Source organism: Catenuloplanes sp. NPDC051500 (genome assembly GCF_044454585.1).
In the GTDB taxonomy this organism is placed as follows: Bacteria; Actinomycetota; Actinomycetes; order Mycobacteriales; family Micromonosporaceae; genus Catenuloplanes.
This window is the reverse complement of sequence record NZ_JBITDX010000008.1, coordinates 296,196-311,645: the sequence shown is the minus strand read 5'-3', so window position 1 is coordinate 311,645 and position 15,450 is coordinate 296,196. Positions and strand designations below refer to the sequence as shown.

Genomic DNA, 15,450 nt, shown 5'->3' with positions numbered 1-15,450 from the left:
TGACCGATCGCATCACGGAAGATCTACCCGGCGCCTCGTACCCCCTCGTGATCTTGATCTATCTACGCGGTGACGATGTTGAGCGTGCGGGCCCGGTCCTCGGGGCCGCCGAACGGCATCAGGATCAGATCGGTGACGCCGGCGTCCCGGAACCGGTCAAGCGCCCGCGCGATCGTCTCCTCGTCGCCGGCGACCACGGTGTCCGCGATGCCGATCCCGGCCCGGCCGAGCGACGCCTTGTAGGCAGGCGACTCCCCCGCCATCGCGAAATCCCGGGCCAGGCGCTCGCGGGCGGCGTCCGGATCGGTGGTCAGCACGGTCAGCAGGCTCGCCACGATCCTGGCCCCCTCGGGCTGGCTCGGGACCAGGCGTTCCGCGACCATCTCCGGGGTGACCCAGGTCGCCACCACGCCGTCGGCCAACTCCCCGGCCAGCGCGAGCATCTTGGGGCCGAGCGCGGCCAGGAGCACTGATGGTGGCTTTCCGGCGGCGGTCTCCAGCGCGGTGTCGACGGTGACGAACTCGCCGGACCGCCGCACGTGCTCGCCGCGCAGCAGCGGCCGGAGCGCGTCCAGGTACTCCCGGGTGTGCCGCAGCGGCGAGGTGTACGGGATGCCGAGCTGCTGTTCGACGTACCAGGCGTGGCTCGTCCCGACGCCCAGGACAAGCCCGCCGCCGGCCGCGTTGAGCGTCAGTGCCTCCGCCGCCATCGTCACCGGGTGCCGCGGAAAGGTGGGGACGATCCCGGTCCCGATCTCCGCCGGGCGTTCCCGGAGCAGGCCGAGGAGCATGAGCGGGTCCCAGCCACCCGGCATCTGGTTGGTCCAGAAGCTGTCCAGCCCACGCCGGGCAGCATCGGCAGCGGCCTCGACGACTGCGGCGGGCGTGGGCGCGATGATCTGGGCGGTTCCGATTCGCATGGGTCCATCCCAGCGAGGTTCCGGCCGGTGGTCGATGGTCACGTTCACTGGGCAGCGATCACATTCCGTGATAGATCAGGAGGGTGGAACTCAGGTCGCTGCGCTACTTCGTCACCGTCGCCGAGGAGCTGCACTTCGGCCGCGCCGCCGACCGCCTCCGCATCGTGCAGCCCGCGGTAAGCCAGCAGATCGCCCGCCTCGAACGCGAACTCGGCGTCCAACTCCTGGACCGCACCTCCCGCCGGGTGCGACTCACACCGGCCGGCACCCGGGTGCTCGACGCGGCCCGGGAGACGCTCGCCGCCGCGGCCCGGGTCCGGGTGGTCGCGGAGGGACCCGCGGCAGTGCTCCGCGTCGGCATCACCTCCGGGCTGACCGACCGGCTGGAACGCGCGGTGAGCCGGCTGGCCGGGCGCTCCGCACCGCCGACGCTCGTCGAGCTGCCTGTGGCGGCGCGCCTCGAGGCGGTCCGCGCCGGGGACCTGGACCTCGCGCTGGTCCGCGGCACGATCGGCACCTCGGCCGTGACAGCGGTCCGGGCCTGGACAGAGCCGCTGCACGCGATCGTCTCGCTCGACCATCCGGGCGTGCCGGGTGCGTCGGTCACACTGCCCGACCTCGACCCGCACGGCCTACGACTCGCGGCCCGGGACACCGACCCGGCCCTGCACGACGCGCTTGTGGCCGCGTTGCCGTTCAGCCCGCCGCGGGCCGCCCAGGGAGACCTGCTCAACGCGGTCTTCGAGGTCGCCACGGATCCGCACGCCTGGACACTGCTCCCCGCCGAACAAACCATCACCTCCTCGCGGGTACGCCGGGTGCCGCTCGACCCTCCACTCACGATCGACGGGCACGTGGTGACGTCACACATCACGCCGGCGTCCTGCATGGCCTCGTTCGTGGCCGCCTTCGCGGACTGACATGGCAGCCTTCGCGGACTGACATGGCAGCCTTCGCGGACTGACATGGCAGCGTTCGCGGACTGACATGGCAGCGTTCGCGGGCCGCTAGATCACCTGCGAGGCCCCGCTGAAACGATTTGCGGCGACGACATCGACATCGCCGGCGCCTCGGCAGCAGCCACCGCGCGCGTTGATCCCCGCAGGTGGAGGCCGGGAATGAGCCCCGGTGCGGCACGATTGCCCGGCCGCAGACGACGGGCGGCGAGGTCCGGTGGGGCGGGCGTCGCGCCGAGATGGCAGGTGACAGCGATCGATATCACCCGTACATTGAAACGTGCAAATGCGTAACCCTCCCCCCACCGAGGAGCACCGCATGGCATGGAAACACGTCCTGACCTCCGCTCTCCTGATCGCGGGCGCGCTACCGGGCCCGCAGCACGCAGACCCGCTCGACGCCGCCGATTGGATCTGGTTCAACGAAGGCAACCCGGCGCAGAGCGTGCCGGCGGCCACCCGCTACCTGCGCCGCACGTTCACGGCACCGGCGGGGCCGTTCAGCACGGCGCACCTGACGGTCGCGGGCGACGACACCGCGGACGTCTGGCTCAACGACACGTACCTGGCCGGGTCCGCGCGGGTCACCGACTCGTGGAAGCAGTCGCAGAGGATCGATCTGGCGGCGGCGCTGCGGCCGGGTGCGGAGAACACGCTGCTGATCGCGGCGCGCAACGCGGTCGCCGGGCCGGCGGGCGTGCTCGGGCGCGTCGAGATCACCGGCAGCGGCGGCACGCTGAACCTGGTCACCGACGCGTCGTGGCAGGCGGCGGCGAGCGTGCCGCAGACCTGGTCGCCGGCGCGGGTGGCCGGGCGTTACGGCGTCGCGCCGTGGAACCGTGAGGTGCTCCCGCCCCGGGACGGCAGCCCGGCGAGCGTGAGCGGACTGACCACCGAGCGCCGCGACGACCCGCTCGGCGTGGACTCCCGGAAGCCACGGTTCGGCTGGCAGCTGGCCGGCGTGCAGAAGCAGGCCAGGTACCGGATCACGGTCGGCACCACGCCGGCGGCGACAGGCGTGTGGGACAGCGGTGAGGTCGCATCAGGCGACAGCGTCGACGTGACCTACGGCGGCCCGGCGCTGACGAGCAACACCACCTACCACTGGCGGGTACGGGTCTGGGACACCCAGGGCCGGTCCGCGGAGAGCACTGTCGCGCGGTTCGACACCGGGCTGTTCGCCCCGGGCACCGAGTGGCAGGCCGACTTCATCGGCGGCCCGGCGGGCGCGAACGTCGACGGCGCGTCGTGGATCTGGTACCCGGAGGGCGATCCGGCGGCCGGGGTTCCGGCAGGCGACCGCTTCTTCCGCAAGACCGTGGAGATCGCGGGCCCGGCCACGCTCTCGGTCACCGGCGACGACACCGCGGACGTCTGGGTCAACGGCGTCCGGGTCTCGTCCTCGCGGCGTACCGCCGATTCGTGGAAGCGTGCGACCACAGTCGACATCGGCGCATACCTCACGGACGGCCCGGACACGATCGCGATCGCGGCCACGAACACCAGCGCCGGACCGGCCGGCCTGCTTGCGAAGCTGAGCAACGGAACAGTCAGCGACGCGAGCTGGAAGACCTCGCAGACCGGCCCGGCCGGCTGGGAGCAGCCCGGGTTCGACGACGGCGGCTGGGCTGCGGCGCGCGCGGCAGCTGTCTACGGCGCCGGGCCCTGGGGCGCCCAGGTCACCGTGCCGACCCCGGCGCCGTTGCTGAGCAAGGGCTTCGACGTGAGCAAGCCGGTCGCCCGCGCCCGGTTGTTCGTGACCGCGCTCGGCCTGCACGACACCTACATCAACGGGACGAAGGTCGGCCCGGAGCGGCTCGCGCCCGGCTGGACCGACTACACCAAGCGCGTCCCCTACCGCGTCTACGACCTGACCGGTCAGCTGAGGAGCGGCGCGAACACGCTCGGCGCGCTGGTCGGCAACGGCTGGTACTCCGGGAACATCGGCTTCGCCGGCAGCCAGCGGTACGGCACCCGGCCGTGGTACTCCGCGCAGCTGGCGATCGAGCACCCGGACGGGACGCGCACTGACATCCGTACCGGCGGGGACTGGTCATCTCAGCCGAGCACGATCACGGCCGACGACCTCTATCACGGCGAGGACCAGGACGCCCGGGTCACCGGCGGGGCGCAGCCGGTGATGGTGCGCACCGGTGCCAAGCCGCCGCTTGTCGCGCAGGTCGACCCGGGTGTGACCGTGCAGCAGGAGTTCCGGCCGGTCGCGATCACCCAGCCCAGGCCGGGTGTCTGGGTGGCGGACCTCGGCCAGAACTTCGCCGGCTGGAACCGGCTGACCGCGACCGGCCCGGCCGGCACCCGGATCACGCTGCGGCACGCGGAGATCCTGAACACGGACGGCACGATCTACACCGCGAACCTGCGTGCGGCGCAGGCCACCGACACGTTCACGTTGAAGGGCACCGGCGGCGCGGAGACGTTCGAGCCGCACTTCACAGTGCACGGCTACCGGTACGTGGAGATCACCGGGTTCCCGGGTACGCCTACCGCCGACTCGATAACCGGCCGCGCGGCCTGGACGGACGGGGCGCAGAGCGGCACGTTCACCACAAGCGACCCGATGATCAACCAGGTGCAGCACAACATCCTGTGGGGCACCCGGTCGAACATGCTGTCGGTCCCGACCGACTGCCCGCAGCGGGACGAGCGGCTCGGCTGGACCGGCGACATCGCGGCCTTCGCGTCCACCTCCGCGTTCAATGTGGACGGTCACGGGCTGCTGACGAAGTTCGCCGACGATCTGGTCGACGCGCAGCGGGCGGACGGCGCGTTCACCGACGTGGCGCCCGCGGTGATCACGGACGCGGGCCGGGCCGGCTGGGGCGACGCGGGCGTCATCGTGCCGTACACGCTGTGGCAGCGCTACGGCGACCTGCGCGCGGCCGACACGCACTTCGACGCGATGGCCCGCTGGGTCGACTACCTGCGGTCCACATCCGGGCCGAACCTGATCCGCGACCAGTGGACGCACGGCGACTGGCTCAACGTGCAGGACCCGACCGCGCAGGACGTGACAAGCACCGCGTTCTTCGCCTGGTCCGCCCGGCTGGTCTCCCGGATGGCGGCGGCGACCGGCCGGGACGCGCAGGCGGCCTCCTACGGGCAGCTCGCCGATCAGGTCGCGGCTGCGTTCACCGCGCGGTTCGTGGCCGCGGACGGCACGGTCGGCAGCAACAGCCAGACCGGCTACGTGCTCGCGCTCGCGTTCGGCCTGGTCCCGCCGGACCGGGAGCAGGCGGTCGCGGACAAGCTCGCCGCCGCCGTCGACGCCCGCAACGGGCACCTGTCCGTCGGTTTCATGGGCGTGGAGAACCTGCTGCCGGTCCTGGCCTCGCACGGCCACCTGGACACCGCCTACCGGATCCTGCAGCAGCCGGACTACCCCGGCTGGGGCTACATGAACTCCCGCGGCGCGACCACCATCTGGGAGCGCTGGGACGGCATCCGGCCGGACGGCACGCTGCAGACGCCGGACATGAACTCGTTCAACCACTACGGTCTCGGCTCGGTCGGCGACTGGCTCTACCGGTCGGTCGGCGGCCTCGCCCCGTCTGCGCCTGGCTATCGGCAGATCCTGATCGCGCCGCAGCCCGGTGGCACGCTGACGTCCGCGTCCTCAGCGCTCGACACGCCCTACGGCCGCGCCTCCTCGTCGTGGCGCAAGGCCGGCGGCCGGCTCACGCTCGACGTGGTCATTCCCCCAAACACCAGCGCCACGGTACGCCTCGCGGGTGCGACCACCGTGCCGCCGCAAGCGGTGGCCTGGGGTCAGGGTGAGTACCGGCTGCCACCGGGGACGTACACGTTCACTGTGTGAGAGTCAGGGGCGGCCGTCGATCATCGACGGCCGCCCCTTCAGCGAAGAGTCCCGGCGCCCGGTGCTCTCACGCCCGCGGTGAGGTGCACCTCGGCGTGAACCGCCTGCTGGTACGCCGCACGGCGGGGCAACCGCTGCGGGCCGTCGCCGCCACCGATCATCGGAGCATGGAGACGATCCAGACCGAGGCCGGCCGCCGCGATCCCCGCCGCGACGCGATAACCGGGCTTGCGGCTAGGGCAGGCGGTTCCCGAATCGACGTGCGGTCGTGACCGGGATGCCGGCACGCGAGATCGCCACCTGGGCCCGGGCGCTGCCGCCCTCGGCCGGCCACGCTCGCGTCATCGCGATCGAGGGACGATCCGGCGCCGGGAAGACCCACCTCGCAGGTGCGGTCGCCACGGAGCTGGCCGCGCCGCTGATCAGGATGGACGACCTCTACCCGGGCTGGGACGGGCTGCTCGGCGGGGTGGCGGCGCTGCGGGAGTGGATCCTGGTGCCGCTTGCCGCGGGTGAGCAGGTGCGGTGGCGGCGGTGGGACTGGGCGGGCGGCGCCTACGGCGCTCCGGAAGAGCTGACCGTCACCACCGACCTGGTCATCGAGGGAGTCGGCTCCGGCGCGTCGGAGCTCCGGCCGTACCGCAGCGCCGTGATCTGGATCGAGGCTTCTGAGGCTGTGCGGAAGCAGCGGGCGCTGGCGCGCGACGGCGAGACCTATGCGCCGCACTGGGAGCGCTGGGCGCGGCAGGAGGACGCGTTCTACGCGCTGCACCGGGTGCGGGAGAACGCAGACAGGATCATCGACAACACCGGGGGTACGGCGTGAGTGGCTGCTCGTGGCGTTCGGTGGACTGTCGCATGTGGCACGAGGCCGCATCGGGGGTGGTGTCGATCATGCAGGTGGGGAATCAGGCGAGCGTCTGAACGGTCACCGTCCAGCGCCGGCCACGCGGAGACGATCCCGCAGTACGTGGCCGGCGCCGGAGGATCTGAGTCGTCTCAGGCGACCAAGAAGTTGCCGTTCATGTAGATGATCAGCAGGGCGGCGTGCAGTGCCATGCCAATGGTGAGCATGACCCGGTCCGCCGTCGGCCTGGCGCCTATCCGCCCCATCACCAGGAAGATCGCTATCGCCTCCATCGCGTAGCGGGGCGCCGACTGCAGCGCGCGACCGCCCACCTCCGTCGACAGCACCAGAAGGACGCAGATCGCCGAGTACGCCACCAGGTAGGCCTGGTCGAGCCGGAAGCGGTACGGGCCGACCACGCACAGAATCATCAGCACCACGACGACAAGCATCGAGCCGGCGTCGATGATCGAGCCGAGGGTCTGCGGGCCCAGCCACCCGTCCGACTGCCCGGCCGAGATCACCCACGCCCCACCCGGGATCGTGTACTGGCGGCTCCACTGGTCCTGGGCGGCGCTGAACGCCATCGGGCTGCCCAGTTCCCGCCAGCAGTAGATGCTGTAGGCGACCACGCCCATCGGCACCAGCGCTATCCCGAGCACGTCCAGCCGGATCCGGCGCGGTTGCCAGCCGGCATGGCGCAGGTACTCGATCGCCAGCGGCAGCATGAGCAGCACGCCGAACAGCCGGGTGGCCGACGACAGCGCGCCGAGGCTGCCGGCCACCCACCAGTGGCCCTTGCGGGCGGCGTAAAGGGCGCCGATCGACAGCATCAGGAACAGCGACTCGTTGTAGCCGACGAACAGGAAGAAACCCATCGGCGACGCGGTCAGGAACCAGACTGCCCGCTGGGCCGTCAACGGGTCGGTCTCATGCTCGGCCAGCCGGTGCAGCAGCGCCAGCGCGCCGATCGCACTCAGGTTGGCGATCACCAATGCGCTGGCTATGCCACCGCCCGGCAGGATCGGGTCGGCGAGACGGATCAGCAGCGGATAGAGCGGGAAGAAGGCCGGATAGCTCGGCCCGCCCACGTGGTACCCGGCCTCGGCGATGCGCACGTAGAGCACCGCGTCCCACTGCACCCAGTCCATGACGCCATGCGGGGTCAACGCCGTGATCGCGAGACGTATGGCCGTGGCGGCCGACCAGGCGGCGATCGCCACGATGAACGCGGCTCGCCATGGCGAGCGGATGCCGGTTCGTTCCTGGGGCAGCTCGAGATCGGCGGTGGCGAGCTGGGTCACCGGTTCGCCACCGTCTCCGAGTCGAAGCTGACCACGTACGCGGGCCGGTTCTGGAGGGCGGTGAAGATCCGCGCCACGTACTCGCCGAGCAGGCCCAGGCACAGCAGTTGCAGCGCGCCGAGGAAGACCATCACCACAAGCAGCGACGACCAGCCGGGCACCACATGACCGCGCAGGTAGGCGGCCAGCCCCCCGGCGCCAAGCAGCGCGCACACCACGACGCCGGCGCAGCCGAGCCAGGTCGCGACGCGCAGTGGCGCGGACGAGAAGCCGGTGACGCTGTCGAGGGCGAGTCGCACCATCTTGCTCACCGGGTATTTGGACTGGCCGGCGGCGCGCGCCTGCCGGACGTAGGTCACCTCACCGGTGGGCAGGCCCAGCCACGGGACGAGCAGGCGGTAGACCGGCTTGTGCTCCTTCAGTCCGGTGAGCGCGTCCACCGCCCGGCGGCTGAGCAGCCGGAAGTCGCCGGCCTCGGCGGGCACCTCGGCGCCGACCACGCGCCGGACGACCCGGTAGTACAGCCCGGCGGTCCAGCGTTTGAACGGGGTGTCGCTGGTGCGGTCCGCCCGTATGCCGTACACCACGTCGAGCCCGGACGCCTCGGCGTGCCGCAGCATCTCGGCGATGGTCTCCGGCGGGTCCTGAAGGTCGACGTCGATGCTGGCCACGTATGCGCCGCGGGCGTGGTGCAGGCCGGCGGTGAGCGCATTCTGGTGTCCGGAGTTGCGCTGGAGTCGTATGAACCGCAACTGCGGCCACCGCTGGCGCATCTTCTGCAGGACGAGCGGGGTGGCGTCCCGGCTGCCGTCATCCACGGCGAGAACCTCGTACGGCACATCGAGTCCGTCGAGCACCGGTCTGAGCCGGTCCTCGAACAACGGCAGGACATCCTCCTCGTTAAACACGGGAACGACGACGGAAAGCAAGATCGACATAGCTCGCCATGGTAGGGGATGGGTCGATGAGAATGTGATCGGCCGAACGACCGTCGTTGGTCCCCATGCTGCCGTCCGGGCATCCCGGTGGCACGCGTTTCGCGGAAGCGCACTGACATTCATTTAATGGACATCCTGGTGCCGCTTGCCGCGGGTGAGCAGGTGTGGTGGCGGCGGTGGGACTGGGCGGGCGGCGCCTACGGCGCTCCGGAAGACCTGACCGTCACCACCGACCTGGTCATTGAGGGAGTCGGCTCCGGCGCGTCGGAGCTCCGGCCGTACCGCAGCGCCGTGATCTGGATCGAGGCTTCTGAGGCTGTGCGAAAGCAGCGGGCGCTGGCGCGCGACGGCGACACCTATGCGCCGCACTGGGAGCGCTGGGCGGGACTGTCGCATGTGGCACGATGCCGCACCGGGGGTGGTGTCGATCATGCAGGTGGGGAATCAGGCGACCCGGGCACTCGTACTCGCGCGGGAAGCCGCCACGGCTGCCGGGGACGAGCAGCTCAGCAGCTATCACGTGCTGCTCGGCCTGGCGGACGGCGAGGGTGTCGCGCGGCATGCGCTGGGGCTGACCCCGCATCGCATCCGTGAGGCGGGGTCGACGCTCGCGGGTGCCGCGCCTCGGTTCCCCACAGGCCTGGAGGTCGTCAGGGCCGGCGCGGTGCACGCCGGGAAGGCAGACAGGGACAGGGTCACCACCGCCGACCTTCTCCTTGCCGTGCTGGGCCCTGAGAGCGACGACGGACCGGTGGCGCTGGTGCTGCGCGCCGCGGGCACCGATCCGGTAGCTGTCCGCGCGGCGCTGACCGGGACGCATCACACCGACTGCTGCCGGGAAGCCGGTTTCAGCCCTCTCCGGCCGGTCCTGGCAGCGATGGGTTCCCGCACGGACGGCCTGCCCGGACGTGCGCGGGCCGTGGCCGTCGCCGTAGCAGCGCTGACCCCCTTCGTTCTGGCCTACGCCGCGGTGCTCGCCGTCACCTGGGACACAGCCGGCCCCGAGCTGGTCCTGACCATGGGGCTGGGTCTACTGCTCTTCCTGCTGCCCGCGAGTCTGCTCTCCGTCCGGCGGCACCTGAGGAACGGCACCTCCTCGGCGACCAGGCTGGTCCTGCCCGGCGAGATGCAGCCGTTGCTTGACCGGCTCGGCCTGCGCCGGCTCGAGGTGCGGGTCACGAACGAGGTCCTCCACGACCGCTGTATCCGGTTCGGCGGGCGTGCCTCGCTCATCATGTCGAGCGACACCGAGGGCCATCCGGAGTACGCGGAGTTCGTGCTGTGGCACGAGATAGCGCACCTCGCCCACCGGGACACCGTCTCGTTCACGCTGCAAGGGCTGGTGGGCGCCAGCCTGTGCTTCGCGGCGGTGTTCAGCTTCGACCCGCGCTCGATCCCGGTCGCCATGGTGGCCGTGGTGGTCGCGAGCACCGGCATCCGGTGGTGGTCCGAGCTGGCGTGCGACCGGCTCGCGGTCCGGCGCGCCGGTGCGGATGCACTGCATGCCTGGGCCGCGAACCGCCGTGCGCTCGTCGCGTCCGCCGGCCGCTCGCGGGCCCTGGCCAGCCGTATGACGGGCCTGCTCACGCATCCGCCCCTCGCGCTCCGCACTGCGTTGCATCCGCGCTGAGCCCCGGTAAGGCATGCGCGTGCGCGTCGATCTCATCATCACCCGGTACTGATCGCGGTCACCTTGCCGCCGGGGCGGAGAGGGCCGGCGACCGCGCCGCCAGCAGTGCGCACACCGCGGACGCCGCGAGCATTCCCACACAGATCAGCAGCGCTCTGGCCGCCGCGCCGCGCTCGCTGCCGACCGCGGCCGTCAGGTAGACGCCGCTGACCAGCCCGAACGGCACGTTGATGAAAAGTGAGGCCCGCCAGCCGAGGGCAGGGCCGAGGGCGGCGAGCAGCAGGCCGCCGGGCACCAGCGCCAGCCCGAAGGCGAGCGAGTACCCGGCGAGCAGCCACTGGATCTCCTGCGTGCCGGCGCCGAGCGAGTCGCGCAGCGCCGGCACGGCGACATTGAGGACCGACTGGTCGATCAGGGTGGTGAACCCGGCGGCCAGGCAGAGGAGCAGGACTCTCACTTCTTGCGGGGAAGACCCTGCGGGTTGACCTGGGAGGCCGGGATCGACTCGTTGGTCAGGCCCCAGCGGGCCAGCACCTCCGCGTACTTCCCGTTCTTGATCACCAGGTTGAGCGCGTCGGAGACCGGTTGCGCGAGCCCGTTGCCCTTGGCGGTCATCGCCGCGATCTGGGCCGCGATCTCGCCGCCGCCCTGGATCTGCCCGACGATCTTCGTCTTGCCGGAGACCGCGGCGTGATAGGCGGACGTGGGGTTCGGCCCGAGCCAGGCGGCGATGCGGCCGGATTCGAGCGCCAGGTAGTAGTCGGCCGGGTTCTGGTAGTACTGGATCTCGATCGGCTCCAGCCCGGCCGCCTTGTTCTGCTGGTCCCAGCCGAGCAGGATCTGCTCCTGGTTCGTGCCGGAGCCGACCGATACGGTCAGCCCGGCGATGTCGGCCGGCTTGGTGATCGTGGTCAGCTTCGAGTCGATAGGCACCTCCCACGCGACCGTGTCGACGCGGTAGGTGGCGAAGTCGTAGATGTCCTTGCGCTCCTCGGTAACGGTGATGTTGGAGAAGCCGGCGTCGTACTGCCCGGACCGGACCACCAGGAACAGGTTTTCCCAGGACGTCGCCTGGATGTCCAGCTCCAGCCCCAGCACGTCCGCGACCAGCTGCGCGACGTCCGTCTCCACGCCGATCACGGTCTTGTCGTCGCTCGCCCGGAACGACAGCGGCGGCACGCCGGACCCGGTGGTGCCGACCACAAGCTTCCCCTTCGACGCGATCGCGGCAGGCACCGCCGCGGCGATCGTCGCATCCTTCTCCGCCCGGATCCGTTGCTGGTCCGGGGAGGTGTTGATGGTCAGCACGCCCGGCTCGCCCGAGGCCGCACCCGCGGGCTGCGCCTTCAGGTCGTCCGGCGTTCCGCAGGCGGTGAGGGCGGCGGTGGCCGCGAGGAGAACGGCGGCCAGCACCCCACGACGATCAAGATAAACCATAAAAAAATCTCCTTAATGGGTACGACGGACCCGCCCGACGCCGTCGGCGAACGGGATATCAACAGCGCGTAGTGGCCCCGGGCTCAGAGAACCTTCGCGAGAAACGCCTTGGTCCGGGTGTGGCGCGGCGCGTCCAGCAGCTCGGACGGTGGCCCCTCCTCGACGATCAGGCCGGCGTCCATGAACACCACCCGGTCCGCGACCTCCCGAGCGAAGCCGATCTCGTGCGTGACGACGATCATCGTGGTGCCGCTGCGGGCGAGGTCGCGCATCACATCCAGCACCTCGCCGACCAGCTCCGGGTCGAGCGCGGACGTCGGCTCGTCGAAGAGCACCACCTTGGGCGCCAGCGCCAGCGCGCGGGCGATCGCCACCCGCTGTTGCTGCCCGCCGGAGAGCCGGCGCGGATAGACGTCCGCCTTCTCCGCCAGGCCGACGCGCGCGAGCAGCCGCCGCGCATCCTCCTGCGCCGCACGCCGAGGCCGGCCCTGCGCGGAGATCGGCGCCTCGGCCACGTTCTCCAGCGCGGTCAGGTGCGGGAACAGATTGAAATTCTGGAAGACGAACCCCACGTGGGTACGCTGCCGCAGCACCTCCCGCTCCTTCAGCTCCCGCAGCCGATTCCCGGTCCGCCGGTAGCCGACCAGGTCGCCGTCGATCTCGACGTACCCCCGGTTGAGCTTTTCGAGGTGGTTTATCGCGCGCAGCAGCGTGGACTTGCCCGACCCGGACGGACCGAGGATCACCACCACCTCGCCCGCGCGGACCGTCAGGTCGACGCCGCGCAGCACCTCCAGCGGCCCGAAGCTCTTGTGCACGCCGCGCACCGCCACCATCGGCGGCTCGCCTGACGGCCGTCCACCGTACGGTTCCGCGGGGGCCGGCACCGAGTTGACGGACTCACTCGCAAGCTCGCTCGTCATGCCCGCTGCCTCCGCGCCGCGGCGAACGTGTCCACCCGGGCCCGCAGCCGTTGCAGCGGCGTCGGCGGCAGCACGCGCACCGCGCCGCGTGCGTAGTAGCGCTCGATGTAGAACTGTGCGACGGACAGCACCGTGGTGAGGATCAGGTACCAGATCGCGGCGACCAGGAGCAGCGCGATCACCCGGCCGTTGCGCGCATAGATCACCTGAACCTGGTAGAACAGCTCCGGGATCGCCATGATGTAGACCACCGAGGTGCCCTTGACCAGGCCGATCAGCTCGTTGCCGGCGGTCGGGACGATGGTGCGCATGGCCTGCGGCAGGATGATCCGGGTGACCTGCCGCCGCCACGGGATGCCGAGCGCGGCCGCGGCCTCCTGCTGGCCGGCGTCGACGGAGAGCATGCCGGACCGGACGATCTCCGCGCAGTAGGCGGCCTGGTGCAGAATCAGGCCGAGCGCGGCCGCGGTCATCGGGCCGATCAGCGCGTTCGTCTCGAACTCCACAAACGACGGTCCGAACGGGACACCGAGCGAGATGCTGTCGTAGAGCAGCGCGAGGTTGAACCAGAAGAGCAGTTGCAGGATCAGCGGTACGGACCGGAAGACCCAGACATAGGCCCAGGCGACGCCGGACAGCAGCGGGCTGCCAGACAGCCGCATCAGTGCGAGCACGGTGCCGAGCGCGAAGCCGAACACGATGCCGAACGCGGTGAGCTGCAGCGTGATCCACACCGAGCGCAGCACCGTCTCGTAGAAGAGGTACTGCCCGACGATCGGCCAGTCCCACGCCGGATTGGTGATCAACGCGTGCAGCGCCATGGCCAGCAGCACCGCCACGGCCAGGGCGGCGACCCAGCGCCACGGGTGGCGGGCCGGAATCACGCGAAGCTGTTCCGGATCGAGTGGCGGGGAGAGCGTGCGTGTCGCGAGGTCCGCCACTGGCGTCTCCTAGACAGATGAGGGCGGGCCCTCCGTGGCCCGCCCTCAAAAGCCTACTTCACCTATAGGATTAGATCTAGACTCAGAACGCGGCGAGCACCGAGCCGTTGTACTTCTGGGCGATGAAGTCCTTGACCTGCGGGGAGTGCAGGAGCTTCTCCAGCTTGACGATGTTCTCGTTCGTCTCGTCGCCGGTGCGGACCACGAGCAGGTTGGCGTAGGGGTTGCCGGCGCCGGTCTCCAGCGCGAGCGCGTCCTTGGCCGGGGTGAGGCCGGTCTCGATGGCGTAGTTGCCGTTGATGACCGAGATCGCGGTGTCCTCCAGGCTGCGCGGCAGCTGGGCGGCCTCGAGCGCCTCGAACGTCAGGTTCTTCGGGTTGCCGGTGATGTCCTGCTCGGTGGCCTTGACGCCGACGCCGTCCTTCAGCGTGATCAGGCCGTTGGCGGCGAGCAGGCTCAGTGCGCGGCCCGAGTTGGACGGGTCGTTCGGGATCGCGACCACGCCGCCCACGGGCACGTCGGCGAGCGCCTTGACCGACTTGGAGTAGACGCCGAGCGGCTCGATGTGCACGGGCTTGAGCGGGGTGAACTTGTAGCCCTTGGAGGCGATCTCCTCCTCCAGGTACGGGATGTGCTGGAAGTAGTTCGCGTCCAGCTGCTTGTCCTGGAGGGCCGTGTTCGGCTGGATGTAGTCGTTGAACTCGACTATCTCGATCTTCAGGCCCTCGGCTGCGGCGAGGTTGTCGCTCACGTACTTCAGGATCTCGGCGTGCGGGACCGGGCTGACGCCGACGGTGAGGGTGCCGTCTGCCGCGACGCCCTCCTCGGAGTCGTTGCCGCAGGCCGCCAGGCCGATCAGGAGCGAAGCGGCGGCGGTGAGAGCGACGAGGGTACGACGCATCATCTTGACCTTTCTTGTCATAATATTTCGGGATAAAACCGCGCGGTGACGGCGGCGAGAAGGATGGCCCCAGGCCTGATCCGGGGTGGTGGATCACTCGTGGGTGGCCCGGGGCCAGGTATCTACCGGTGGGAGAGGCGGCGCACCACGAGATCGCCGAGGCTCTGCACGAGTTGCACGAACAGCACGAGCACCACCACCGTCGCGACCATGACCTCGGTCTCGAAGCGCTGGTAGCCGTACCGGATGGCCAGGTCGCCGAGCCCGCCGCCGCCCACGGTCCCGGCCATCGCGGAGTAGCCGACGAGCGCGATCACCGTGATCGTCAGCCCGGCGGCCAGGCCGGGACGCGCCTCGCGCAGCAGCACCTTGTATACAAGCTGCCAGCGGGACGCGCCGGCCGCGATCGCGGCGTTCACCACGTCGCGTGGCACCTCGCGGATCGCGGTCTCCACGATGCGCGCGAAGAACGGGATCGCGCCGATTGTCAGCGGCACGATCGCGGCGTCGGTGCCGATCGTGGTGCCGACGATCGCGCGGGTGAACGGGATGACCGCGACAAGAAGGATGATGAACGGCAGCGACCGGCCGACGTTGACGATCAGGCCGAGCGCCAGGTTCACCGGCCAGGCGGAGAGCAGGCCGCCGCGTTCGGTGAGCACAAGCAGCACGCCGATCAGCAGCCCGCCGAGCGCGGTGATCGCTGTGGAGATCCCGACCATGTAGACGGTCTCCCACAGCCCTTCACCGAGCAGCGGCCAGATGTCTTCCCAGGTCATGCCGGACTCCCCGTGATGGTACGGACCTGTCGACGCCGG

General features: G+C 70.6%; 14 protein-coding genes. 5 read left to right on the top strand and 9 right to left on the bottom strand.

Annotation, left to right across the window (positions count from 1 at the left end; translation table 11 throughout):
• Nucleotides 1–62: 62 nt before the first annotated feature.
• On the bottom strand, nt 63–920 hold the full coding sequence (locus tag ACIA8K_RS19025; protein WP_396060620.1) for an LLM class flavin-dependent oxidoreductase: 858 nt from the start codon (nt 918–920) through the stop codon (nt 63–65).
• An 83-nt stretch (nt 921–1,003) separates the two neighbouring features.
• On the opposite strand from ACIA8K_RS19025, the gene ACIA8K_RS19020 reads away from it, so the two are divergent.
• The 4 genes from ACIA8K_RS19020 to ACIA8K_RS19005 all read left to right on the top strand — a co-directional run bounded on the left by ACIA8K_RS19020 (nt 1,004) and on the right by ACIA8K_RS19005 (nt 6,537).
• Nucleotides 1,004–1,840, top strand: coding sequence for a LysR family transcriptional regulator (locus ACIA8K_RS19020; protein WP_396060617.1), 837 nt, complete (start codon nt 1,004–1,006; stop codon nt 1,838–1,840).
• 355 nt (nt 1,841–2,195) lie between these two features.
• Nucleotides 2,196–5,711, top strand: a complete 3,516-nt coding sequence (locus ACIA8K_RS19015) for a family 78 glycoside hydrolase catalytic domain (protein ID WP_396060615.1) — start codon at nt 2,196–2,198, stop codon at nt 5,709–5,711.
• Nucleotides 5,712–5,806: 95 nt separating this feature from the next.
• Nucleotides 5,807–5,983 (top strand): hypothetical protein, encoded by a 177-nt coding sequence (locus tag ACIA8K_RS19010; protein ID WP_396060613.1) that lies wholly within the window; start codon nt 5,807–5,809, stop codon nt 5,981–5,983.
• A 5-nt stretch (nt 5,984–5,988) separates the two neighbouring features.
• The gene (locus tag ACIA8K_RS19005; RefSeq protein ID WP_396060773.1) at nt 5,989–6,537 is read left to right on the top strand and encodes a dephospho-CoA kinase; all 549 of its coding nucleotides are present in this window, start codon (nt 5,989–5,991) and stop codon (nt 6,535–6,537) included.
• A gap of 173 nt (nt 6,538–6,710) precedes the next feature.
• Here ACIA8K_RS19005 and ACIA8K_RS19000 read toward each other — a convergent pair whose 3' ends face one another.
• Nucleotides 6,711–7,862, bottom strand: coding sequence for a mannosyltransferase family protein (locus ACIA8K_RS19000; protein ID WP_396060610.1), 1,152 nt, complete (start codon nt 7,860–7,862; stop codon nt 6,711–6,713).
• The gene (locus ACIA8K_RS18995) at nt 7,859–8,800 is read right to left on the bottom strand and encodes a glycosyltransferase family 2 protein (RefSeq protein WP_396060607.1); all 942 of its coding nucleotides are present in this window, start codon (nt 8,798–8,800) and stop codon (nt 7,859–7,861) included. Before ACIA8K_RS18995 ends, ACIA8K_RS19000 begins: the two co-directional genes overlap by 4 nt.
• Before the next feature lie 430 nt (nt 8,801–9,230).
• On the opposite strand from ACIA8K_RS18995, the gene ACIA8K_RS18990 reads away from it, so the two are divergent.
• The gene (locus tag ACIA8K_RS18990) at nt 9,231–10,430 is read left to right on the top strand and encodes a Clp protease N-terminal domain-containing protein (RefSeq protein WP_396060604.1); all 1,200 of its coding nucleotides are present in this window, start codon (nt 9,231–9,233) and stop codon (nt 10,428–10,430) included.
• 58 nt (nt 10,431–10,488) lie between these two features.
• Here ACIA8K_RS18990 and ACIA8K_RS18985 read toward each other — a convergent pair whose 3' ends face one another.
• The 6 genes from ACIA8K_RS18985 to ACIA8K_RS18960 form a co-directional block, all read right to left on the bottom strand.
• Nucleotides 10,489–10,887, bottom strand: coding sequence for a hypothetical protein (locus tag ACIA8K_RS18985; RefSeq protein ID WP_396060602.1), 399 nt, complete (start codon nt 10,885–10,887; stop codon nt 10,489–10,491).
• Nucleotides 10,884–11,867, bottom strand: coding sequence for an ABC transporter substrate-binding protein (locus ACIA8K_RS18980; protein ID WP_396060600.1), 984 nt, complete (start codon nt 11,865–11,867; stop codon nt 10,884–10,886). The genes ACIA8K_RS18985 and ACIA8K_RS18980 overlap by 4 nt, the downstream gene beginning before the upstream one ends.
• Before the next feature lie 83 nt (nt 11,868–11,950).
• On the bottom strand, nt 11,951–12,703 hold the full coding sequence (locus ACIA8K_RS18975; RefSeq protein WP_396060771.1) for an amino acid ABC transporter ATP-binding protein: 753 nt from the start codon (nt 12,701–12,703) through the stop codon (nt 11,951–11,953).
• 83 nt (nt 12,704–12,786) lie between these two features.
• Nucleotides 12,787–13,731: an amino acid ABC transporter permease gene (locus ACIA8K_RS18970; protein WP_396060597.1), complete on the bottom strand. Its 945-nt coding sequence runs from the start codon at nt 13,729–13,731 to the stop codon at nt 12,787–12,789.
• Between the two features lie 82 nt (nt 13,732–13,813).
• Complete coding sequence (locus tag ACIA8K_RS18965; RefSeq protein ID WP_396060594.1) at nt 13,814–14,632, bottom strand: MetQ/NlpA family ABC transporter substrate-binding protein; 819 nt, start codon at nt 14,630–14,632, stop codon at nt 13,814–13,816.
• Nucleotides 14,633–14,754: 122 nt separating this feature from the next.
• Entirely contained in the window at nt 14,755–15,411 is a 657-nt protein-coding gene (locus ACIA8K_RS18960) for a methionine ABC transporter permease (protein WP_396060592.1), read from the bottom strand.
• Nucleotides 15,412–15,450: the final 39 nt, after the last annotated feature.